Raw genomic sequence first — 24,327 nt, forward strand, 5'->3', positions numbered from 1 at the left:
TATGGCATGGGCATCCAACTATGGAACGAGTACTTGATACAGGTTCCCTTTTGACACCCTGTTACCCAAGATGAGCCTTTTCGACATGGTTTGTGGTAGAATGGGAGAAGTGGATTCGAATGAATCGTAAAATGTATACCGATCGGACAGGCATGCGCGCCTGCTATTGGATGAGAGAGGTGAACTCCACTTGCGTTTGCAATGGACCAAAATCGCGCAGACAGCATTGCTGTCTATAGGAATAGCTGCCCTACTGGCTGCCTGCACCGACACAGGTCAGACCCCGGTGGCAGAACCGCCCCAAGAGCAGGAAGAGATCGGAAATACCGGACAGACATTAACGGTTGTTCCACCTGATAACAGTACGCAAGCGACTACAGATACGGCGGAATACCAGATCCAGACACGTCTGACCGACTTCCAGCTGCTTAATGACAACGGAGGATTGGCGTGGGGGGTTACGAGAAACGCACTGCGTTTATACTACACTCAGGATCAGGGCGTAACCTGGACGAATATTTCTCCTTCGGAGAACGTGCAATTTCCGGCCAACCCGCAGTATGGGCAAAGCATTTATTTTGTGGATCGTACCCATGGATGGATCGTTCGTGAAGGGTTGGGTGGAACTGATACGATGGTCTTGCGCACCAATAATGGGGGAGTAAGCTGGAGCTTGTCTTCCTTGTCCCAGACGGACAAAGTCACTGCCATATCCTTTGTATCCCCGGAGAAAGGCTGGATTCTGACTACGGTGGATACCTCCATCGGGAAGCAGGATAAAAAGCTGTATGTTACTGAGGATGGGGGGATCACCTGGAAGGAGATGTCATCCAGTGATGAGGACGATCAGCCGGCTTCGGCCGAGATTCCGACACGTGGATATACAACGGGCTTGACTTTTTCTGATCCGAAACACGGCTTCTTGACAGCCCTTGAATTTGGAACTCCGAAGCTGTATGTCACAACAGATGGCGGAGAGAATTGGAAGACCGGACCGACATTTTTTGACCGGAACGACTTCAATGGGTGTGGCAATTTTAACATTGGTTCACCTCAGTTTTTTGGTCGGGAAGCGAAGGGGGCCTGGATGCCTTTAACCTGTTCCAGCGGAGATTATACCAAGTTCAACGGATACTTCACAGATGACGGAGGTAAGAGCTGGACATTATCGACCTTCGGCCTGAATAAGCAGAAGGGAATCAATCGCAACCTGACTCCTGCTTTCCTGAATGCATCAGAAGGTTGGGTAGTTCAGTCGGGCACAACATACCAGACCAAGGATTCGGGAAAAAGCTGGAAGGCACTTCCGGGCAGTAAAGTCCTGGACGGTATTCTGGAGGATTATCCGGAGATCGTGAAGCTGCAGATGGTTTCCTCGAAACTGGGCTGGATTCTGGTAGAGAATACGGATACCAAGAGATCCTTGCTCCTGCAGACTGTGGATGGTGGTATGCAGTGGAAAGTGCTGTAGGTAAGCTAAATATAGGCGTTATTTAGAAGAGAAACCGTCGTGTTTCTTCTCTTTTTAACTACTATGTGAAATAAATCACAATAACTTAGTTTAAATGATGTTATATTGAATTCAAGAAGAGATGGGAGTGATGAAGATGAGAACCAATGAACAAACTCAATTCACGCAGGCGGACGAACTAACGAGATACATGCTTCACTTATGCTACAATTGCGATGATGCCAACCGTTGCACAACCGAAGAAGAAGTGAAGGCCTGCATGGCACAATACGCACAGCCAGAAGAACCCGAACAAGCGGAGGGAGCAGAAGCAACTCGCGGTTTCATGAACCTGATGTATGCATAACAAACAATGCAAGATAGAGCATGGTAACAGATAGAATGCTGGTGTAGTGAATGTAAGCCCCTGATTAGGGGCTTTTTTTTGCAACTAATCTTGAACTTCAAGGTGCAACATGGAGGAGGTCATTCGCACGGGACATTTTCTGCCCGTTCCTTACAATTTGAACTCCTGATAACAAGTTCCATATTACTCGCGCATATACATGTACAGGAGACGGGTCAAGACTCTGGCTGTCCTAGGTGTAAGAACGGAGGGGAGAGACATGGGCATTGAATCATCCTGGATGTTTGACTTTTTCGGAACCGTCTTTCCAGTCGTATTTGTTCTGATTATAGGTATTGTTCTTCTGTCTGTGGGGAAAGAAGTATGGAGATGGGGGCGCAACAACGCCGAGCCTCTGCTTACCGTACCTTCGCGAATAACAGGCAGAAGGATGCAGATCAGTCAGTCGCAAGCTGAACCAGGCAGTTCAGCCCGTACGCTGTATTACATTACCTTTGAAGTAGAGAGCGGAGATCGGCTCGAGTTCAAGGTGAACGGAGAAGAGTACGGATTGTGCTCCGAAGGAGATGAAGGCCGTCTTTCTTTCAAGGGAACACGGTATATAGGCTTCGAGCGCTACAACCGCCTGTATTCAGAACGTGTACGCGGATAATCCGGCTGGCTTGCGCCATAGTGGCGTAAGCTTTTTTTAATGTTAATTTTCTTGGACAAGCGTTTCTTAAAGGTGGTATCGTGTTTTTATATAAGGAGAGGGTCTTTATAACGATAAGGTTTCTTGATTCGACATATTCGTATGTGATGACAGAAGCGTCTTAATAGAGGAGGAGTTCAAGATGTCATTTACAGATCAAGTCGTTGTTGTTACGGGAGCAGCTCAGGGGATCGGACGCAGCGTAGCCGAAGCTTACGCGGTTGCTGGTGCCAAAGTTGTACTTGCCGATTATCAGGAGGCGGAAGGAGCCGCAGCTGCTGCTTCGATTCGCAATGAAGGCGGTGAAGCCATCTTCGTTCAGTGCGATGTTCGCAAGGAGCAGGATATTACGAATTTGATTCGCACAACCATCGAAGAATTTAAACAAATCAACATCCTGGTGAACAATGCAGGCGTAGCCAGGTGGAAGTCTCCCTACGAGCTGACCTTGGAGGAATGGGACGATGTGCTTAATACGAATGTAAGAAGCTGCTTTCTCGCGAGTCGTGAAGCGGCCAAACATATGAAACAAAATGAACATGGAGGCGCTATCGTCAATATGGCATCGACACGTGCGTTTATGTCTGAACCTGAGACAGAGGCCTATGCAGCGTCCAAAGGAGCCATTGTAGCCCTGACACATGCGATGGCGGTCTCACTTGGCAAGGACGGTATTCGGGTCAATTGTATCAGTCCGGGATGGATTGAGACAGGCAATGTGGACGAATTGAAGCCGGAAGATCATGAACAGCATCCTGCAGGACGCGTAGGCGTCCCTTCGGATATCTCCCGCGCATGTTTATATTTGTCGGATCCAAGCAATACCTTTGTCACTGGGACCAATCTGATGATTGATGGGGGCATGACTCGAAAAATGATATATGAGGACTAGAACCGGGATTCCCTCGGTCTGTTGTACAAATTGAATCCTCTAGCATCCGTAAGCCCAAGTTAAGCACTTGGGCTTATTTGAAATTCAGAAATCGGTTGCTATAATGAATGTGATTTTACAACAGAACAAGAATGGAGGGAGTATATGTTCGGGAATTCATCCCGGAAGATCTTTGGTCTATTACTGCTGATTGGAGGGATCATAATGACAGGAATGGCTTCGCCTGTGAAGGCAGACACGGGCGACATACGGGCAGCCTGGGTATGGCAGGCCAAGTCTGTCCAAGATGATGGAGGAGACGAGCTGCTGGCTAACGCAGCTAAACATAAGATCAACAGACTCTATGTCAACGTGGATATGAATATATCCGATGAGGTATATCGCACGTTCATATCCAAAGCCAGTAAAGTGGGTATTGCTGTTGAAGCACTAGGAGGGGACCCGTCCTGGGCTGTTCGTGACCGTGAGGCACCAATGCTCCGTTTGGCTGCGTGGGTTTCTGACTATAATCAGGGAGCTGCTGCAGAAGAACGATTTGATGCCATCCATCTGGATGTCAAACCTTACGTTTTGCCTGCATGGAAAGACGATTCAGAGTCTTTGGTTCAGTCATGGGTAGAGAATATGAAATTGTTGCTTGAACAGGTCGAGGCGAATGGTGCCATCGACATTAATGTGGATCTGCCATTTTGGCTGGATTCTTATACGATCGCTGGTACAAAAACAACAGATGATACAGATAACCTGCCGTTATCACGCTGGTTCATGGAACAGTTTAATCATGTTACTTTACTAGCTTACCGCGATAACGCACAAGGGAATAACGGCATTATTCAACTCATTGAACAGGAAATGAATTGGGCTGATGCCAGCGGTGCTTCAGTCACCGTTGGGGTGAATACGAAGCCGATGCCTGGTGAAGAATTTACGACTTTTGCCGGAAAGGGAGCAGCGCAGCTGGAGAGTGTCTTGGCAGAGGTTGCGGAATCCTTACGTAATCATGCTTCATATGCCGGTTCTGCCGTACATGATATCGTGTATTGGGGACAGCTTGAACCCGATGGAGAGATTGCCCCGGAGAAACCAGGCCCTCAGCCTGAGATTCGCGGAACTTACATCTGGGAGGCCTCGCAGGTAACGGATGATGGCGGTCAGCATATTCTTGAATTCGCCGCAGCACAGCATATTAACTTTTTATATGTCCGGCTTGATCTGGACCAGCCCTATTCAAGTTATCGCAGTTTTGTTAAACGAGCGCAGGCACAAGGGATTGAAATTCACGCTATGGGCGGCCATCCCATCTGGGGTAGATCCGAGAACAGACCACGGATCGAGCGACTGATCAATTATGTGAAAAATTATAATGCCGAAGTTGAACCCGAAGAACGATTCAAAGGCATTCATCTGGATATCGAGCCCTACACACTGCCGGAATGGAATTCCGACCGCGATGCACTTTTGACAGAATGGGCTTCCAATATCTCCTTTTTCCAGGAAGAAACGAAAAAGGACAGCAGTTTGGAGACCAGTGCCGATCTCGCTGTATGGCTAGATAGCTTCCCTTTGCCAGGACAAGACATGTCTGTTACTGAATTTATGATCCGCACATTGGATCATGTCTCTCTCATGGCTTTCCGTAACACGGCCGAAGGGTCCAATGGCATTGCCGCAGTGGTCAGACAGGAGATGGAGATCGCCGACCGTTTGGGCAAGCCGCTGCTGATTTCGGTAGAAATGAAAGAGAATCATGAAGGCGCCCATATCTCATTTTATGAAAAGGGTGCTGCCGAGATGGACCAGCAGCTTGCGAAGCTGCCTGAACTGCTGAAGGATTATGAAGCCTACCAAGGTAACATGGTACATGCTTACGATTACTGGATTAATGCCAAGCCTTAATTAGGCTCGTTATATAGGAAATGTTTTATCTCGGGACTTCACATGGGGTGAGGTTCCGGGATTTTTTTGTGGAAAAAAGCTGGATTCGTGTCACCGAATAGGCTCCTGCACAATACGATGTACGGTGATGAAGAGCTGAAGCAAGGGAGGAAACAGAATATGGCTGTTATTAAAGCCAACTCAGAAGACGTCAGGCTGCTGGCAAGGTTGATGAGGGCAGAGGCTGAAGGTGACGGCGAACAGGGCATGCTGCTTGTAGGTAATGTGGGTGTGAACCGTGTACTGGTGGATTGCCTTGATTTCGGGGACATTCGTGACATTAACCGAATGGTATTCCAGAACCCCGGTGGATTCGAATCCACCCAAAAAGGCTACTTTTATCAGCGGGCAAGACAGTCCGAGATTCGTCTGGCACAACGGGTCATTAATGGAGAACGGATCTGGCCAGCCAGCAATGCCCTGTGGTTTTTCAGACCTGTGGGCGACTGTCCTCCGACGTGGTATAACCAGCAAAATACGGGTCGTTTCAAAGCGCACTGTTTCTTCAGTCCGACAGGTGAAGATTGTCCGGAAGTTTATTAAATTTTAGGAGGAATTACAATGATTAATCAACCATATCAACCAACAACACAGGCACTGGGTCAACAAGCCAACTCGCAAGTTCAAGGAACATCCTATAAAATCGGTAATGGCATGCCTACGACGTCGCCTACACCAGGCATGGTATCACCTAGCATGGTATCACCTAGCATGGTTTCACCAAGCTCCACAAGTGTACCACCGCTTGTATCCAGCGGCAGTCCAATGACACCAACAGGTGGAGTTGTAACGACAACTGCGCCGCAGTTTGAACAATCATACATCGAAAATATCCTGCGCCTGAACCTCGGCAAATTTGGTACATTCTACATGACATATGAAGGTAACAAAGAATGGAATGCTCGCATTTTCCAAGGAATTATTGAAGCTGCAGGTCGTGATCACATCATTATCAGCGATCCTAAGACAGGAAGACGTATTATGCTGTTAATGGTTAACTTCGATTATGCTACGTTTGATGAGCCATTGTTGTACCAATATCCGGGCGTTGTTGGAAACTATCCTCAAGCTCCAAGCAGATTCTAATTCGTTATTAGACGGGGGTTTCTGTAGAAAGAATGTTTAACCAGGCTGTCCCGCACGTGGATTCAAATCCACAAGTGGGACAGTTTTTTTCGTTATAATGGAGATTGTAGTAACCTTTACTCGCAATCATGGCACTTATACATATACAGGCTGAGCAAGACGCTCACAGAGAGGAGTTTACATCATTGAACGAGTGGATTGAGGGAGCCATCCGAGGCGAGCCTGAGGCATATGAGCAGTTAATGAAACAGTTCCGCGGAATGGCGCTTGCTGTAGCTTATAACAAACTGGAGGATGGTTACTGGGCTGAAGATATTGTACAGGAGGCGTTTACAGAAGCATTTGCTAATCTGTCGAAGCTGGAGACAGCCGAAGCCTTTCCAGGATGGTTTAAAGTGATTGTTGAACGACAGTGCTACCGTTGGTTAAGGCGCAAGCAGCACAGCACTTCCCCTGAACAGGAGTTACTGTACAACATCGATTCGAGCGAAGAAGTGCATAACCCTGAACAGCTTATTTTGCAAAAGGAACGGTATCGGATTCTTCGCGATTCCATATCCAGTCTGCCGTTATCCATGCAGCATGTAGTGGACATGTTCTACTTTCAGGGATATTCGCTTAAGGAAATTTCCGATTTCCTTAGCGTATCTGTTCCGGCATTGAAGAAAAGGCTGTTCGATGCCAGGGCGAAGCTGAGGCGTACATTACCTGTAGCGGACGTTATAACCGTATTTCATGAACTTTATGAAGGGGGCAAAGGCATGCTGCATATTACCAATGGAGATCATGCTGCAGATCGATTGCGGCAAAGCGGGGTCGAAGGAGAGGTTATGGTCTGGCGGGAACTTTACACCTTTGGTCCTGTTGTCCAAGATATGGGGAACGAGTTGGAGAGAAGCAAGCGCGCTGCCTATCTGGAACAGCAATTAGGGATTCCCCAGACGGAATATCTGCAAATTGCTGAGCTGGAGCGAAAACTGCATGCGTTTCATCAGTACAAGGAGATTGTACTCTGGTATGAATATGATCTCTATGATCAGGCGATGTTGTCTTATCTGCTGCACTATTTTAATGGTCAATCGCTCAGGGATACCAAGGTGAATCTGTTATGTATTGATGCGTATCCGGAAATAGAGAACTTTCGGGGGCTGGGACAGCTTACACCCGGACAGATCGGACGTTTGTCTGGTACGTGGCATGTAATGGGAACGGAGGAGCTTCAGGCGGGAAGTCAGTTCTGGCAAGCTTATACCTCTTCCGATATTCAGGATCACATGGATTATTTAAAACAAAACAGTACGGTTCTCCCATTTGCGCATGCTGCTTTTGAGGCTCACTTGACCCGCCTGCCTTCACAGTCGAATGGTCTGGGTGCAATTGAACAAGCGACTCTGGAAGCTGTGAGTCAAGGGATTGATCATCCATTTCCATTATTTAAACATGTGAGTGAACGGCTGCATCTGTTGGGGATGGGAGACTTGGAATATTGGGCACATCTGAGAAGAATGACCTTGGAGCCCTATGCCCTACTACAGATTAGCGGAGCAGATACGTTCCCTGATTTCACCCGGCACGATGAACATTTCCGTAATGCAGTCTTGTCTCTGACTGAGCTCGGCATCCAGGTACTCGCTGAAGAAGCAGACTATGCGGAATTACGAAGAGACGAAATGTGGATTGGAGGTTTGTGGAACGCACAAGGCGAAGAACCGCAGTGTCGATGGGATACGGAGTCCCGTTTCCCTGTCAAAATAAGCACATAAGGTTATGTCCCTTAACTCGAATTACCATCAAAGAGTATTCCTGAATTTGGATATCAACGGGAATACTCTTTTTACGTTTTACATTTTATTTGGAATTCAATTGTGACACCCACCGAGCACAAGATATAAACAATAAAACCGTTTGGCATCTGTTCAATATACTTAGTTAGCAAATGTAAATAAGACGGCGTATTCGCTACCTTTGTAAAGTAATTTGCTGGTTAGCATCATTTCGTTGTCATAGGACACGGATTGACTGTGTAGTTTAGAGTTATATAATAAAAGAAGCATATCCTTTTATTCGACACAATCCAGAAGGAGGTGGAAGCATTGGGAAGTTGAACCTGCAAATGAGCGGCAGAATGGCTAATATCCTACATTTTCGAAGGAGGTGGACCTATTTGCCGAAGAATGACGGCGAATAGGATGACAATTTGAGTGACCCCTTACCGAGTATATTAAATTTATTTTTAATTGCTTTGCTTGTATTGATGAACGGTTTTTTTGTCTCTGCAGAATTCGCGATGGTAAAAGTTCGCGGCAGCCGAATTGAGGCTTTGGTGGAAGCAGGCAACAAAAGAGCCATCTATGCTTCTAATATTGTACGTAACCTGGATGCCTATCTGTCTGCATGCCAATTGGGCATAACGCTGGCTTCACTGGGACTCGGCTGGCTCGGAGAGCCTGCCATTGCACACTTGCTTGAGCCCATGTTTACCGCGTTTGGACTCGGCCCGGTATATGTACACGGAATTTCGATTGTGATTGCATTTGTAATTATTACGATTTTGCATATTGTACTCGGGGAACTTGCTCCCAAGACGATGGCAATCCGCAAATCGGAGACGGTCACGTTATGGTCTGCGGTACTGCTTACGTTCTTTTACAAATTGATGTATCCCTTTATCTGGGCTTTGAATGGTATGGCGAACAGCCTGCTGAGATTGTTTCGAATGGCACCTGCTTCGGAGCATGACTCGGCACATAGTGAAGATGAAATACGCATTCTGATGAAAGAAAGCAATAAGAGCGGTTTAATTGACAATACTGAATTGGCGCTTGTTGATAATATATTTGATTTTACGGCAACAACTGCCCGTGAAATTATGATTCCGCGGACGGAAATGATCTGTCTGAACGCCAATCAGTCCATGCTAGAAAATCTGGAAATCGCCAGTGAAAGCATGCGAACCCGCTATCCGGTTTACAACGGTGACAAGGACCACATTATCGGCTTTATTCATATTAAAGATCTGATGCGGTCCCAGCTCACAGATACCATTTCTGTAATCCGACCAATTCTTGCTGTTCCAGATTCGACGCCAATCAGTGATCTACTGAAGCGTATGCAGCGCAGCAAGACACAGATTGCCATTCTGATTGATGAATACGGCGGAACTTCCGGAATGGTAACGCTGGAGGATATTATGGAAGAGATCGTGGGCGAGATTCAGGATGAGTTTGATCAGGAGCGTCCTGCCATTGAGAAAGTGGATGAGATGGAATACTCCATTGATGGCATGATGCTGATTGAAGAAGTCAGTGAGCGATTTGAACTGGATATGGATCGGAGCGACTATGACACGATTGGTGGCTGGCTGTACTCCAGAGTGGAGACCATTCCGCCTGAAGTCGGTCAATCGGTTGAATATGGAGGATATGTATTCGTCATTCAGGAGACGGAGCATAAGCGGATTTCACGGGTAAATGTAATTAAGCTTGAAATGTTGGTTGAGGAAGAAGGGGCTTAAGCCAAGCAGCTTCATTCCTGTCTTCAGTTATTCGAAGCAGTCTAGTGATGATATTTCATCCTGGACTGCTTTTTTCATGCTTATGAGATCTCAAACTTTGGGCTGAGGTGCATGGATATTTGGATAATATACTCGACTTGTTTAGTTTACCTATGGAACATTCCGTAAAGTTTCGACTAAGTGTTACAGTTTTCCTGATTTAGCTCAAAGTGATAATTATATCTGATTTTGCTCATAGGATGAGTATTGACAAAGGAACACCATATCCCGCATATTTAACTTAAACACTTTATAAAGTATATTTATTAATCAGGATGATCAACTACATCAAGAGAGGAGTTACAAAGATGGCAACCTGGTTTCTCACCGTAATCTATCTGGCTTTTATAAGTCTGGGACTTCCGGATTCACTACTTGGATCTGCATGGCCGGTCATATGGCCGGAAATAGGTTCCTCCGTAGGCTCAGCAGGTCTCATTTCCATGATTATTGCCGCAGGCACCATCGTCTCCAGTCTGGCAAGTGGGAAAATGATTCAGAAAATGGGCACAGGTAACATTACGTTGTTCAGCTGTTTGCTAACCGCAATTTCGTTGATTGGATTTTCCATGGCACCTTCAATGATATGGTTTATGATCTTGGCCGTTCCACTTGGCCTGGGCGCAGGAGCCGTAGATGCAGCGTTGAATCATTATGTCGCTGCAAATTACCAAGCGCATCATATGAACTGGCTGCATTGCTTCTGGGGCGTTGGTGCTACCATGGGCCCAATCATCATGGCTGGTTATATAGCGGATCAGAACTTTTGGAGAGGCGGTTATGCTGCCGTTGGTGTCATCCAGCTTGTACTGGTTATCGTACTTCTTATCACGCTGCCGTTATGGAAAAGAGTGGCTGCATTGCGTGAGACGGCACCAACAACTAGGACCGATAGCGAGACAAAATCGGAAATACGGATCCCGGGGAACGTCTTGAAATTAAGAGGCGTTAAGCCCTCATTGCTCGCTTTTCTGTTATATTGCGGGGTTGAAACCACAGTCGGATTATGGGGAGCCAGTTACTTGGTTGGAACGAAAAACATCTCAGCAGAGATGGCAGCGGGCTGGATTTCCATTTATTACGGAGGTATTACGTTGGGCAGGTTCATTACAGGTTTTATCTCGTTAAGCGTGCATAACCGGTTTTTAATTCGCTATGGGCAATGGACTACGATCCTCGGAGGACTCCTTTTACTGCTTCCGCTTTCTTCATCGTTTTCGGTAGCAGGCTTTATTTTAATCGGGCTTGGTCTAGCGCCAATCTATCCTGGACTTTTGCATGAAACGCCGGCTCGCTTCGGGAGAGAAAACTCCGTCAAGTTAATGGGATACCAGATGGCTGTCGCTTATAGCGGTACAACTCTGCTTCCTCCGCTATTTGGGTTTCTTGCAGCGAAGACCAGTACAGATTCATTTCCGGTTGTAGTGCTTGTTCTACTCATATTGATGTTATTTAGCGCGGAAACCGTGAATCGCATACTTCTAAGATCTCAGAATGTTGGGAGGTGAGAAAATGGCATATGTTATTTTAGCTGTTATCATCTGGGCGGCAGCCTATGCGTGTTTAGCATTGTCGAAACAGTCTATGGAAGTGAAACCGATGCGCTCCGTCGATGATTGGTTTGAGTAAAGGAGTACGATCCTAAATAAAGAGCGTTGACATGAAACCAGTTACATGGAATAGGCTTGTTATGTAGTTTAATAGCATACCGATTACCGTGAGAACATGATTATCGTATTTTTCTGTCCACTTTATAAACATACATTATAAAGATAGTATGAAAAGTATTATGAATTAGCCTTAAACAAAGAGGGGATTGCTAAATGATTAAACTTGTAGTAACTGACTTAGATGGAACATTCCTGAACAACAAGGGATTATTCGATATTGAATTATTCAACAAAGTGCATTTAGAAATGCAGAAACAAGGAATGACCTTTGTGGCATGCACAGGAAAACAGTGTGAACGGGTAGAAAAATTATTTGGAGAACATGGCAAGGGGATATGGGTACTTGGAGATAGTGCAGCAAGAATTAAGAAAGATGGGGCGATCGTAAAAGAATTCAGCATTGAACGAGAACTTGCTTTACAAAGCATTGAATCGATACAACGTTTTGCTCCAGACCTGACCCTCATTGTATGTGCAAGCGATGCAGCATATGTTCATTCTTCCATCCAAGAGGAGATGTACAACGTGGTTAAAAGCTCATACGAACAGGTTAAGAAGATTGACTCTTTCCAGGAGATCGACAGCCGCTTTATCAAAATAACAGTATACGATATCAATGAACGGAGTAGTGCCCTAAGGAAACATGTAGAGAAGACACTTGGCGGCCAAATCTATATTGTGGATTCAGAACCCAAGTGGCTTGATATCACGGCCCTGCATACGCATAAAGGAGAGACGGTTAAAAAATTGCAGGAGCTGCTCGGCGTCACTTATGAAGAAACGATGTCCTTTGGGGACGGAGAGAATGATGTAGAGCTTATGAGTATTGCCAAATACAGCTTTGCGGTCAGCAATGCTTGTGAAAACACCAAAAAAGCAGCGCGTTTTATTACGAAATCCAACGAGGAGAACGGTGTTCTCCTGACAATCCAAGACTGTATGGACCTTCAAAAAAACGTGAATTGAATGGGAGTTGATCACATGACGGAGGAAGAACGAATATTGAACGGGATTTTATTCAGTCCCAGCCACCCGGAACTAAAAGCCATTAAACTTCGTTCGCACAACTTAAGCCATCAATACAGCCAGATGTTCGAGGATCAGGCAGAGGAACGTGAAGCGATTCTGACACAGATTCTTGGTCGCAAAGGGGAATCCTGCTTCATTCAAGGGCCTGTATTCTTTCATTATGGTGTTCACACAGAGATCGGCAATCATTTCTTTGCCAACTACAATCTAACGGTTCAGGACGATGCCAAGGTTACCATTGGAGACCATACCAGTTTTGGACCTAATGTAACGATTGTTACTCCCATTCACCCGTTTATCGCTTCTGAACGCCGGCAAATGCTTGATCAGAACGGTGATCCGAAGTCTTTGTGTTACGCCAAACCCGTAACGATCGGAACCGATGTATGGCTATCTGCTAATGTAACCGTATGCGGAGGAGTTACCATCGGAGACCGTTGTGTAATCGGTGCCGGAAGTGTAGTGACCCAGGACATTCCAGCAGACTCCTTCGCAGCAGGTGTCCCCTGCAGAGTCATTCGCAAAATTACAGAGGCAGATAGTATGCGTTATAAACCGGAAGTCATGGCGGATTGCCGTGTTATCGAATAGCAACCATTCTAAAGGGAGCAAGTGCTTGTCCAGACTCGGATAAGAACTGGCTCCCTTTGCTGCGCAAGGATCCTTCTGGGAGCGCCGCACCATCATCCTTGACCCACGAATCCCATCCATGTTAAGTTTTCTGTATCTGAAAGTTGAAACCATACGATTTTAAAGGGGGATAGAGTTATGACTGAATTAGAGGTTGTAGATGTTTATGTGAACCTGTCACTGGATATGAACATTGGCATGGTTCACCAAATCATGAATCGGAATTCGGAGCTTTATCTATCCACGCAACGATTTACCTGGCTTTGAGTTTCTTTTTTGCTTGGATTCTTCCGAGAGTGGATACAATAAGGGAATCATGTCATGATCATAACCTCATTTATTTAGCATCGGAATATAAATGAAAAGGATGATCCCTTATGTCAATGATAAACGTATCAAACCTGACCTTTGCCTATGACGGCAGTTACGATAATATTTTCGAAAATGTGAGTTTTCAATTGGACTCCGACTGGAAATTAGGCTTTACCGGAAGAAACGGGAGAGGGAAAACTACATTCCTTAACCTTTTGCTTGGTAAATATGAATATAGTGGCACCATCTCAGCCCATGTTGATTTTGAGTACTTTCCTTTTCCTGTTGAGAATAAAGACTCGATGACACTTGATGTGATAAGTGATGTTTATCCAGACTATCAGCATTGGGAACTGGTACGGGAGCTTAACCTTCTGAAGGTTTCCGAAGATGTTCTGTATCGACCATTCGAGTCCCTATCCAATGGAGAGCAAACGAAAGTCATGCTGGCTGCCTTGTTCATGAAGGAAAATCAATTCTTGCTTATTGATGAGCCAACCAATCATCTCGACATGCATGCCAGAAAGCTCGTCAGCAGTTATCTAAGCAGAAAAAGTGGCTTTATTCTCGTATCACACGATAGATCCTTCCTGGATCACAGTGTAGACCATATCCTTTCGATCAATAAAACGAACATCGAGATTCAAAAAGGCAATTTTTCCGCCTGGTGGGAGAATAAGAAGAGACAGGATCAATATGAGCTTGCAAGCAACGAAAAGTTACAGAAAGACATTAAACGCTTATCCGACTCCGCCAAACGAACTGGCGGTTGGTCACATGAAGTCGAAAAGTCCAAAAACGGGACTAGGAACTCCGGTTCGAAAGTGGATAAAGGCTACATTGGACACAAGGCTGCCAAAATGATGAAACGGTCCAAAAACATCGAACAACGGCAGCAATCTGCCATTCAAGAAAAGTCCAAACTTCTCAAAAATATCGAAAGTGCTGAACGGCTGCAGATTCATCAATTGGACTTTCACAAAAATGAAATTGTCCAATTGGAAAATGTGTCGATTGCATATGGCTCCAATATTGTTTGTAAGGATATTTATTTAACGGTTGAAAAAGGAGACCGAATCGCTCTTTACGGTAAGAATGGTTCGGGTAAATCAAGCATTCTTAAATTGATTTGCGGCGAGGATATTGCCTACACAGGTCAACTTCGCAAGGATCCTCAGGTCAAAATGTCGTATGTATCACAGGATACCTCGGGTCTCGCAGGAAGCTTATCCGAGTATGCGATGACACAGGGCATTGATGAAAGTCTCTTCAAATCAATATTACGCAAACTGGATTTCTCCAGACTGCAGCTGGATAAGGATATTTCAACGTTTAGTGCTGGACAAAAAAAGAAAGTACTGATTGCCAAAAGCCTTAGTGAAGAAGCACATTTGCACGTTTGGGATGAACCACTTAATTTTGTTGATGTCATTTCCCGCATGCAAATTGAAGACTTGCTGCTTGAGCACTCGCCAACACTTCTTTTTGTGGAACATGACAGCGAATTTTGCTCGAATATTGCCACGAGTATCATTGAGTTATGAATAGCGTGGGTGTAACTCTTTAAAGCCTATACGAAATGGAAAATATTTAGGTTTCAGCTCACGCCACAGATTCAACAGTAAGAAAAGACGCTACCGACATGAAGGTCGGAGCGTCTTTTTATATTTTTGAAACCTATAACCTCCTCCGTCCGTTTATACCTTACACAAAATCAAATATGACGTTGGAGGAGGAATACATATGTTGAAAATGAGTCTGTCATCCTTTCTGAAAATTACCCTTGCTGCTGCATTATCGGTGCCTGCAATTCTATCTATTCCTGTTGGCAGCACTGCCGCAGCTAGTCCTGACATTGTATCTGGTGCACTCACCGCACCACCACCGCCGGAGGAGCAAACTGTTCACTCCCTGGCAGCTCTCAAGTATATATATCAGGCAGCAGGGAACGTTTCTCCGGGAGGAGGGCTGACAGCGAACGTCACTACATCAACAACCACCTACAAGGAAATGAAATCACTTCAGGTGGATTACCGGCTGGAACGCTGGACGGGCTCAAATTGGGTGACGTATCGGTCTGGGACCAAAAGCAAAACACAAACACAATCCCTGTCAGCACAGTCGAGCTGGACAGTCATCACAGGTTATTACTACCGGGTCGTTAGCACACATACGGCGAATGACGGAACGAATTCTGAAAATACAATCCATATTTCAAATAATGTATTATTTTGATTCATTGTCTCGTGCTGCCAGGGAATTTTTGTTCCTGCAGGTCATTGGCAATGGCAATCATTTCTTCCTTCGTGACCGTTCCGAACAAGCTCATGTTGACTGAACCCATCATCCACTGAAAAGTATTATATGGCGGGCCGATGGATACAAATGCATCACTGCCGTCGGCTAATTTGACTACACTGGTTTCACGAAGCATGGTCCCTTGGATGACCTGCCCTGGCTTAACGTGGTAATAATCAAATTGAATAATTTGTTCTTCACCATTCACAATATCGCCCGTGTAGCGTACTCTCATACGATCGGATTTATAATACTCATCTGAATCGACCGGAATTTCAGGATTCACGGTAAGTTCAAATTTTATCTCTTTAAAACGCTCGGGTATAGCTCTTGACAACAAAAAGTCACCATTGAATCCCGAGCGGGCTATTTCTTCCGTTACGACGATATCATCAAATAAAATATCTTTCTCCACGGGTTGTTTTGGCAGCTCCTCGGCCTCCTCGCCAGTAGCAATTGTAGGAGCTTCGTTAAGTCCGGGTTCAGGCGGTGGGAGTGTTTTGGCAGTAGAAGGATCTGCACCAAGCTGTGCGGTGCGATCTTCAATAATGATGGATTTCATACCATTGCCCCAATCCTTGATTGACTGAACAAAAGGGGAAACGGCCTGCGTTCCGGATGGCAGACTGAAAATGACGCCACCGATCGTTAGTGAGGCAGCTACCACAACGGACAATTTCAAGGTACGCATTCTTTTCTTTCTGACAGAAATCCGGGTAATTTCCTTTTGAACACGGAGCCAGGATTGATGCATCTGCTGGGAGTCAGACGCAGGGGGAGCAGAGAGAGCCTGATTGAAAGCCTCATCAAAGGCCATATCAAAGGCGGCATCAAAATACTCTTCTTCTTGCTCTGTATGATAATGCTCAATATGTCTATCTGACTTGCCTTTGCTCAATGGTCCCACCCCATTCCTTATGTAATTGCTTCTTGATACTACCTCGGGCCCTGAACAAACGTTGTTTCACAATTTCTTCCGAAGTGTCCAGCAGCTCAGCCATTTCCCGATAGGACAGACCTTCTTTCCAGCGCAGCTCTATTAATACCCGGTATTCCGGTTTAAGTTGCTCCAGATAGAACTCAATAGATTCCTGCATCATTTGCGTCTCCACGGTACTCTCTACGGAAGCTGCTGTCTGATTGATCGTCTCCATATCTATAAAAACACTATCCGTATCCAGTTGGTTACGGTTATTTTTATTTTTTCTAAGATAATTAATGGCGGTATTCCGGGTGACGACCTTAAGCCAGGCTTTCAGTTTGACTTCGTTCTCGAAAGAGGGTTTGTTTTTAATAATTTTAATGAATGCTTCCTGAATAATGTCTTCTGCTGCAGCACGCTCCTTGATGATATAAACGATGAGTCCATGAACCATATTATAGTATTCGTAATACACTTCTTCCTGAAGTGAAGGGCTCAAATTATGGAAATCTGAGGCCAAGAGTAATTGGAGCCGATTGGCCATGATGTTCTCCTTTCTGGTGAACAATCCACAAACATTGGTATCATTTCATTTTACAACATTATATGGAAACGATACAATGGGAGGTTGCTAAGACAACCTTAGAAGGTTCACGCCGAAAACCCAAAGAGACTGCCCGACAAACCATTCATTCAGGTTTGTCAGGTAGCCTTAAGATACCGATACAGTGTGATTATTCATTGGAAAAGAAGCTTAAAATGCCCAATCTCCATTCAGGAAGACCGCTTCCCGTTCTCCGCTTGCAGTAATGCCATAAATGTTGGTTTCCGGAGATCCTATCATGAAGTCTACATGCGTGATGCTGGAATTCATGCCACGAGAAGCAAGTTCTTCGGAGGACATGGTTTTCCCGCCTTCCATATTGAAGGCATAGGAACTGCCGATCGCGAGGTGACATGAGGCGTTCTCATCATACAGCGTCGTGTAATATAGAATGCCGCTCTCGGAGATCGGAGAATGGAAGGGTACAAGTGCAACCTCACCAAGATAGTGAGAGCCTTCATCCATGTTGATTAATCTTTCCAGCGTATCCTGACCTTCTTCCGCATGAAAATCAACGATTCGGCCATTTTCAAATGTGAGAGAGAAGCGATCGATAATACTTCCGCCATAACTCAGCGGTTTGGTGCTGGACACTGTACCGTTGACGCCGTGTTTGCTAGGAGCAGTGAATACTTCCTCTGTCGGAATATTAGCTACGAAGCGAGTCCCTTGTTCATTTACACTACCTGCTTGTGCCCAGATATGACCTTCAGGTAGTTCAACCGTCAGATCGGTTCCAGGAGAGACAAAATGGAGTGCTTTATACTTTTTGCTGTTTAGGGCAACTGCTTTATGTTCCAATCGATCGATATGCTGTTCCCAAGCTTCAACTGGATGATCCAAATCTGCTCTGACAGCGGCAAAGATGGCTTCCCAAAGCTGATTCATCTGCTCAGCAGCAGGCAGGTCGGGAAACACTTTTGCAGCCCAGTCCGGTGAAGGGCAGGCAACACCTGTCCAGCTCATTTTGTCAGCCTGCTGATACTGTCGGTATTTGGCCATGGCTTGTCCATATGTACGCTGATGGGTCGAAATTCGCTCAGGATCAATTCCTTTGAGCAGATCTGGGCTTGAAGAGAGTACGGTCAAAAAGGCAGCATTGTTCGCTGCAAGCTCTTCCAGTTCCGCAGCATGCCACTTGGGCGGCTCCTGGAATGACTCCAATGGAGCCATCTCGAATCTTAGGCGGTTGACGGTTTCATCTCCATATTTTACGATGACTTGTTTGGCGCCAGCTTCGTATGCTTTACGAACGAGCAGGCGTACAAATTCAGCGGTATCGATCATGGCGCTGATGACCAGAATTTGACCGGGTTGTACGTTGGCCCCCACCTTAACTGCCAGCTCGGCATAACGATCCAACTTTTGTTCAAAACTTAACATGGTAGTGACCTCCGTATCAATAATTTTGCCTGCTTACGCAGGAAAAGAGAGGAGTACTCTCCTCTCTTCATGTAGCGTAAAAATTAGAATGCCCAGTTACCTTGAAGGAAGATCGGTTCTTCTTTTCCTTCGGAAGTAACACCATGAATGTTCATGTCAGCTGATCCAACCATGAAATCCACATGGGTAAGGCTGGAGTTCAAACCATTATCGATCAGTTCTTGCTTCGTCATCGTTTTGCCGCCTTCCAAGCAGAATGCATAGGCATTACCGATGGCCAAGTGGTTGGATGCATTTTCATCGAACAGGGTGTTATAGAACAGGATGTTCGTATCGGAGATCGGTGATTTATGAGGAACAAGAGCGACCTCACCCAGATAGTGCGCACCTTCATCCATTTCGATGAGGTTTTGCAGGGCATCGTGTCCTTGCTCGGCAGTAAAATCAACAATACGGCCATTCTCGAATGTCAAAGAGAAACCATCGATCAGATTACCACCATAGCTGAGTGGCTTGGTGCTGCGAACGGTGCCATTGACACCCGTTTTCAGCGGAGCCGTAAATACTTCCTCTGTTGGCATGTTGGCGATGAAGACATGACCCTGTTCATTCACACTGCCACCGGATACCCAGATGTGTCCTTCTGGAAGCTCAATGGTCAGATCTGTTCCAGGGGCAGTATAGTGAAGTTTCTTATATTTTTTCGTATTGAGCAGATCGGCACGGGAATCGAGGTTTTGCAGATGTGTTTTCCATTCGGAAACAGCATCCTGCTCGCCAATACGAACGGTTTTGAAAATAACATCCCATAGCCTATCCACTTGCTGCTCCGCAGGCAGATCCGGGAATACTTTGGCAGCCCATTCCGGGGAAGGGACTGCAACGATGGACCAGCTGAATTTATCAGCCATCTGATAGGCACGATATTTCTCCAGTGCTTTTCCGCGCACTTTTTGACTGGTAACAATACGTTCTTGAGCCACACCATTCAAGAGGTCAGGGTTTTCCGCGATGACATGCAGGATGGCAGCCCCTTCTTCTACGAGTTCTGTCATTTCACCCGCAAACCATTTCGGTTCGATAGAGAATGCCTCATCCGGTGCGAGATCATAATGAAGACGTGTTACGGTTTCATCACTCCAGTTTACTTTGACCAGCTTGGCACCTGTTTCATAGGCAGCCTTCACGATCTTGCGTACAAAATGTGCTGCAGTGATTGGTGCATTTACAACGAGTGTTTGTCCAGGATGGACGTTTACTCCCACTTTAACAGCTAGTTCCGCGTACTGCTGTAAATGAAGTTCAAAATTATTATTCATGCTATATTCTCCTCCTGTAATATAAGGTTTCCGTAGCTCGTTCACTGGAACATGAAGCCCTCAATTCATGTATGTAAGGATACCCCCGAGGACCTTCATTTGAATAAGGTATACGTTGCTACGATATATATTGTACAATTAACCAATAATAATTACCAAACTAGGTTTACCATAATTGTTGTAGACCTGTTACTGATGAGAGATTAAAGGAGTGTATGTTGGTGAATATCGAAATTATTCGTGCTGAGATGCGTCGGGAAGACGAGAAATCCTATATAGGAACAACCGTTTTTCGTGCAGAAGGGGAAAAGTCCATTTATGAGGTAACGTTCATGAGCAAGAACGGCAAAGATTGGGATTATAGCCTCCATTTCACGGAGCAATCCGGTGATGAAGAAGAGCTTCTGCGGATGGACGAGCTGCTCGAAAAAGACGACGATGTATACGACAAGCTGCTCGACGCGGCTTTGGATGCTTTTCCTGCATAATCAGAACATAGGAAGTTGTTCTATTATGTGAATGAACAGACTATACTAGACGGTGTGTGCCCGAACGGGTATGCATCGTCTATTTTTAATTAGATGAAAGGGAATAGATATCCCAAAAAGGGGCAGTCTATGGATGGCAAACAGAGGGACAATCGCCTGAATGGGAGGTAACCGTGGATGACATCTGACAATCTGATCACAGCAGGAATGACGGGGCTTGAAGAAGTCACGCATGATATCCTCAGTCTGCGTACATTATTTGTTAATGTAGTATTCATCGGTGAACCGGGAAGCAGGAACTGGATTCTAGTGGATACCGGGATGGCGGGATTTACGGATCATATTGTGCGGATCGCAGCAGAACGGTTTCAGGGACCACCGTCCGCCATCATATTGACACATGGTCATTTCGACCATGTAGGTACTGTAATAGAGCTTGAACAGTTCTGGGGTGTTCCCGTCTTTGCCCATTCAATGGAATTACCTTATTTAACGGGCCTTAAAGATTATCCACCAGCCGACCCTTCCGTAGGTGGGGGACTGATGGCAAGATTGTCATTTGCCTATCCGAACGAAGCAATTAACCTGGATGATCGCATCTTCAGCCTGCCGGAGGATCATTCGGTACCTGGTCTGCCTGGATGGCGTTGGATCCATACTCCAGGACATACACCTGGTCATGTGTCGCTCTTTCGCGAGAAGGATCGTTTCCTGATTGCGGGAGACGCCATTATTTCGGTAAAACAGGAATCGCTATGGAATGTACTGCTGCAGGATGAACAGATGCATGGTCCACCTGCATACTTTACGACGGACTGGGACGAGGCTCATCGATCCGTTCATGTGCTCAGGAACTTGGAGCCACGCGTCGTGGTCACGGGGCATGGACATTCGCTGACAGGTGATTTCTTGCGTGATTCGCTTGAGCAGCTTGATCTGGATTTTGAACAGGATGCTGTGCCGGAGCACGGCAAATATGTCGATTAAACGATATGAAATGAACATTTGGAGGACAGCCGCGAACAGTGCAGCTGTCTTTTTTGTCGCCTGATGATGAAAATGTTCTATATCACAGATTGGTATTTTGTGCCCAGTCATGATATATTCGAGCCGTATAATATAACCCTAGTATGCAGGAGGTACATATAACAATGACACAGAATTCAGCGTATGAGGAGCAATTTGGCGGAATTCCGGCGGTATGGCTTCGATTCAATCAATTTGAGGCGGCCGTAATTCCAAGCGTGGGTGCGAACCTGGTTGCGTTTCGTGATACAGAACGCGGTCATCGCTATCTTCGTGAACCTGATTTGAATAATATGGATGCATTCAAGGCTGCTCCGGCCGTGTACGGCATTCCGGTTCTTTCTCCACCGAATCGCTATGAAGATGGCCGCTTTCCTTGGAATGGCGAAATCTATCAATTACCTGTAAATGAACCTGCTACGGGCAATCATTTGCACGGATTTTTACACGAGGCAAATTGGAAGGTAGAAGGATATGGTACGACTGAACTGGAGAGTTATATCCTGCTGAGCCAAGAGATAAAAGAAGGACACCTTTACCATCAATATTTGCCGTTCACGTTCACGGTAACGCTTCGTTACTCTCTTGACAGCACAGGGCTCCAGCAGCAGCTGAAGGTTCGTAATAACGGCAAAGAGCGCATGCCCAATTTGTTTGCGTTCCATACAGCCATTAATGTCGCCTTTGTACCCGACAGTGATGTGTCGGACTATACCGCCAAAATCACCATCGGTCAGCGCCGTGAGCTGAATGAACGTTCTTTGCCTACCGGGCAATTTCAACCGCTTTCACCGAATGAGGAGAAGTTGAAGACAGAAGGGGTTAGCCCATTCTTCGAATCCATGGATAATCACTATACAGCGGAACCCCAGAATGGTCGAAATTATATGGAGCTCACGAACCAACGTACAGGGGACAAATTTGTTTATGATGTTGGAGCTTCATACAAACACTGGATGATCTGGAACAACAACACGGAAGGTGGATTCTTCTGTCCTGAACCTCAGATGAACCTGGTTAATGCACCGAATGTACAAGGACTACCTGCGGAAGAAATCGGATTAGTCGGACTTGAACCTGGTGAGATCTTCGAACAAGCCAGTCGTTTGTATCCGATCTATTCATAATTTCATGAGTCAATAAACGATTGCGTGTTTTGACGTACGCTTACAATTTTGTCGAAAAGGTGAAAATCCGAACGATTATCATGTATAATATGACGAGATGATTAAATTTTCGAGAAATAGAATTCATCTTTTTGGAGGAGGAAAATCAAGTGGAATACCGCATTGAAAGAGATACGCTCGGAGAGATGAAGGTACCAGCGGACAGACTATGGGGGGCTCAGACACAGCGCAGTAAGGAAAACTTCCCGATTGGTCGTGAGCATATGCCGATGGAAGTTATTCGTGCACTTGCCATTTTGAAAAAGAGTGCTGCAGCGAGCAACCATAAGCTCGGCAAGCTGTCTGCCGCCAAATCGGATGCGATTGCCTATGCAGCGGACGAGATCATTGCCGGTCGGATTGACGATCATTTCCCGCTTGTTGTATGGCAGACAGGAAGCGGCACGCAGTCCAATATGAATGTGAACGAAGTCATCGCCAATCTGGGTAACCAGCTTCTTGAACAGAAGGGCAAGGAAGAGCGTTTGCATCCGAATGACGATGTGAACATGTCCCAGAGCTCCAACGATACGTTCCCGACAGCTCTGCATGTTGCAGGTGTACTAGCTGTTGAAGACCAGCTCTTGCCAGCCATTGCTGTACTCAAATCTACCTTTGCAGACAAATCCGAAGCTTTCAAGGATATTATCAAGATCGGACGTACCCATCTGCAGGATGCTACTCCTATCACACTCGGACAGGAGATCAGCGGCTGGGAAGCGATGCTGGACAAGAGTGAGCGCATGATTCGTGATAGTGTTCAATATATGAAAGAACTGGCCATTGGTGGTACCGCCGTGGGTACAGGCATCAATGCTCATCCTGACTTTGGCGATTATACCGCCAAGGAGATCGGCAAACATACAGGTAAGGATTTTGTATCGGCACCAAACAAATTCCACGCACTTACAAGTCATGATGAAGTCGTTTACGCCCACGGCGCTGTTAAAGCGCTTGCAGCTGATCTGATGAAAATTGCCAATGACGTGCGCTGGCTTGCAAGTGGTCCACGCAGTGGACTTGGAGAGATCCGCATTCCGGAGAATGAACCGGGCAGCTCCATCATGCCGGGCAAAGTGAATCCAACCCAGAGCGAAGCACTGACAATGGTTGTAACGCAAGTAATGGGGAACGATGCTGCGATCGGATTCGCGGCAAGTCAGGGTAACTTTGAGCTGAATGTATTCAAACCGGTCATTATTTATAACTTCCTGCAATCCGTACAACTGCTTGCGGACTCAATCATTGCTTTTAACGATAAATGCGCAGTGGGTATTGAACCTAATCTGGGTCAAATCGAACATAATCTGAACAACTCACTTATGTTGGTGACTGCTCTTAATCCGCATATTGGATACGAGAATGCAGCCAAGATTGCGAAGCTGGCTCATAAAGAAGGCTTGTCTCTGAAAGAGGCTGCTCTGCAGACCGGGTTGCTTACCGAAGAGCAGTTCGATCAGTATGTGGACCCAGCGAAAATGATTGCTCCGAAGGCTTAAGTTTTTT

Annotated in this window: 23 protein-coding genes; 19 read left to right on the forward strand and 4 right to left on the reverse strand. The window is 45.9% G+C overall.

The window, feature by feature from the left end; translation table 11 throughout:
• Positions 1-190 precede the first annotated feature (190 nt).
• The 15 genes from AC3RCI_RS14575 (at position 191) to AC3RCI_RS14645 (ending at position 15,850) form a co-directional block, all read left to right on the forward strand.
• Positions 191-1,471, forward strand: coding sequence for a VPS10 domain-containing protein (locus tag AC3RCI_RS14575; protein WP_154894347.1), 1,281 nt, complete (start codon positions 191-193; stop codon positions 1,469-1,471).
• A 136-nt stretch (positions 1,472-1,607) separates the two neighbouring features.
• The gene (locus AC3RCI_RS14580; protein ID WP_127535694.1) at positions 1,608-1,817 is read left to right on the forward strand and encodes a hypothetical protein; all 210 of its coding nucleotides are present in this window, start codon (positions 1,608-1,610) and stop codon (positions 1,815-1,817) included.
• 259 nt (positions 1,818-2,076) lie between these two features.
• Positions 2,077-2,469: a DUF2500 domain-containing protein gene (locus AC3RCI_RS14585; RefSeq protein WP_095287123.1), complete on the forward strand. Its 393-nt coding sequence runs from the start codon at positions 2,077-2,079 to the stop codon at positions 2,467-2,469.
• 181 nt (positions 2,470-2,650) lie between these two features.
• Positions 2,651-3,400 carry an SDR family NAD(P)-dependent oxidoreductase gene (locus AC3RCI_RS14590; RefSeq protein ID WP_110822147.1) on the forward strand — a complete coding sequence of 250 codons (750 nt, stop codon included), beginning with the start codon at positions 2,651-2,653 and terminating at the stop codon, positions 3,398-3,400.
• A gap of 204 nt (positions 3,401-3,604) precedes the next feature.
• The gene (locus tag AC3RCI_RS14595) at positions 3,605-5,296 is read left to right on the forward strand and encodes a hypothetical protein (RefSeq protein ID WP_492529706.1); all 1,692 of its coding nucleotides are present in this window, start codon (positions 3,605-3,607) and stop codon (positions 5,294-5,296) included.
• A 159-nt stretch (positions 5,297-5,455) separates the two neighbouring features.
• On the forward strand, positions 5,456-5,878 hold the full coding sequence (locus AC3RCI_RS14600; RefSeq protein WP_336780125.1) for a cell wall hydrolase: 423 nt from the start codon (positions 5,456-5,458) through the stop codon (positions 5,876-5,878).
• An 18-nt stretch (positions 5,879-5,896) separates the two neighbouring features.
• Positions 5,897-6,421, forward strand: a complete 525-nt coding sequence (gerQ, locus tag AC3RCI_RS14605) for a spore coat protein GerQ (protein ID WP_419719979.1) — start codon at positions 5,897-5,899, stop codon at positions 6,419-6,421.
• 185 nt (positions 6,422-6,606) lie between these two features.
• Positions 6,607-8,184: a sigma-70 family RNA polymerase sigma factor gene (locus tag AC3RCI_RS14610; protein ID WP_492529708.1), complete on the forward strand. Its 1,578-nt coding sequence runs from the start codon at positions 6,607-6,609 to the stop codon at positions 8,182-8,184.
• Positions 8,185-8,618: 434 nt separating this feature from the next.
• Positions 8,619-9,935 (forward strand): hemolysin family protein, encoded by a 1,317-nt coding sequence (locus tag AC3RCI_RS14615; RefSeq protein ID WP_095287117.1) that lies wholly within the window; start codon positions 8,619-8,621, stop codon positions 9,933-9,935.
• Positions 9,936-10,282: 347 nt separating this feature from the next.
• Complete coding sequence (locus AC3RCI_RS14620; RefSeq protein WP_492529710.1) at positions 10,283-11,482, forward strand: MFS transporter; 1,200 nt, start codon at positions 10,283-10,285, stop codon at positions 11,480-11,482.
• Between the two features lie 315 nt (positions 11,483-11,797).
• On the forward strand, positions 11,798-12,610 hold the full coding sequence (locus AC3RCI_RS14625; RefSeq protein WP_492529712.1) for an HAD-IIB family hydrolase: 813 nt from the start codon (positions 11,798-11,800) through the stop codon (positions 12,608-12,610).
• Positions 12,611-12,625: 15 nt separating this feature from the next.
• Entirely contained in the window at positions 12,626-13,264 is a 639-nt protein-coding gene (locus AC3RCI_RS14630) for a sugar O-acetyltransferase (protein WP_492529714.1), read from the forward strand.
• A 177-nt stretch (positions 13,265-13,441) separates the two neighbouring features.
• Entirely contained in the window at positions 13,442-13,570 is a 129-nt protein-coding gene (locus AC3RCI_RS14635; RefSeq protein WP_255247820.1) for a hypothetical protein, read from the forward strand.
• Positions 13,571-13,680: 110 nt separating this feature from the next.
• Positions 13,681-15,159 (forward strand): Lsa family ABC-F type ribosomal protection protein, encoded by a 1,479-nt coding sequence (locus tag AC3RCI_RS14640; RefSeq protein WP_492529716.1) that lies wholly within the window; start codon positions 13,681-13,683, stop codon positions 15,157-15,159.
• Between the two features lie 199 nt (positions 15,160-15,358).
• On the forward strand, positions 15,359-15,850 hold the full coding sequence (locus AC3RCI_RS14645) for a hypothetical protein (protein ID WP_492529718.1): 492 nt from the start codon (positions 15,359-15,361) through the stop codon (positions 15,848-15,850).
• A 1-nt stretch (position 15,851) separates the two neighbouring features.
• On the opposite strand, the gene AC3RCI_RS14650 is transcribed toward AC3RCI_RS14645, so the two are convergent.
• The 4 genes from AC3RCI_RS14650 to AC3RCI_RS14665 all read right to left on the reverse strand — a co-directional run bounded on the left by AC3RCI_RS14650 (position 15,852) and on the right by AC3RCI_RS14665 (position 20,141).
• Positions 15,852-16,811, reverse strand: coding sequence for a hypothetical protein (locus AC3RCI_RS14650; protein WP_492529720.1), 960 nt, complete (start codon positions 16,809-16,811; stop codon positions 15,852-15,854).
• Complete coding sequence (locus AC3RCI_RS14655; RefSeq protein WP_095287110.1) at positions 16,789-17,379, reverse strand: RNA polymerase sigma factor; 591 nt, start codon at positions 17,377-17,379, stop codon at positions 16,789-16,791. The genes AC3RCI_RS14650 and AC3RCI_RS14655 overlap by 23 nt, the downstream gene beginning before the upstream one ends.
• A gap of 210 nt (positions 17,380-17,589) precedes the next feature.
• Positions 17,590-18,822 (reverse strand): aminopeptidase, encoded by a 1,233-nt coding sequence (locus tag AC3RCI_RS14660; RefSeq protein WP_492529722.1) that lies wholly within the window; start codon positions 18,820-18,822, stop codon positions 17,590-17,592.
• Between the two features lie 83 nt (positions 18,823-18,905).
• Positions 18,906-20,141 carry an aminopeptidase gene (locus AC3RCI_RS14665; protein ID WP_492529724.1) on the reverse strand — a complete coding sequence of 412 codons (1,236 nt, stop codon included), beginning with the start codon at positions 20,139-20,141 and terminating at the stop codon, positions 18,906-18,908.
• 215 nt (positions 20,142-20,356) lie between these two features.
• Here AC3RCI_RS14665 and AC3RCI_RS14670 point away from each other — a divergent pair, with 215 nt between their 5' ends.
• The 4 genes from AC3RCI_RS14670 to fumC all read left to right on the forward strand — a co-directional run bounded on the left by AC3RCI_RS14670 (position 20,357) and on the right by fumC (position 24,320).
• Positions 20,357-20,629 (forward strand): hypothetical protein, encoded by a 273-nt coding sequence (locus AC3RCI_RS14670; protein WP_336780136.1) that lies wholly within the window; start codon positions 20,357-20,359, stop codon positions 20,627-20,629.
• A 177-nt stretch (positions 20,630-20,806) separates the two neighbouring features.
• Complete coding sequence (locus AC3RCI_RS14675) at positions 20,807-21,616, forward strand: MBL fold metallo-hydrolase (RefSeq protein ID WP_492529726.1); 810 nt, start codon at positions 20,807-20,809, stop codon at positions 21,614-21,616.
• A gap of 164 nt (positions 21,617-21,780) precedes the next feature.
• Complete coding sequence (locus tag AC3RCI_RS14680) at positions 21,781-22,782, forward strand: aldose 1-epimerase (RefSeq protein ID WP_336780138.1); 1,002 nt, start codon at positions 21,781-21,783, stop codon at positions 22,780-22,782.
• Between the two features lie 149 nt (positions 22,783-22,931).
• Positions 22,932-24,320 (forward strand): class II fumarate hydratase, encoded by a 1,389-nt coding sequence (gene fumC, locus AC3RCI_RS14685; RefSeq protein WP_095358020.1) that lies wholly within the window; start codon positions 22,932-22,934, stop codon positions 24,318-24,320.
• Positions 24,321-24,327 lie beyond the last annotated feature (7 nt).

This window comes from Paenibacillus sp. MT124 (genome assembly GCF_058792755.1).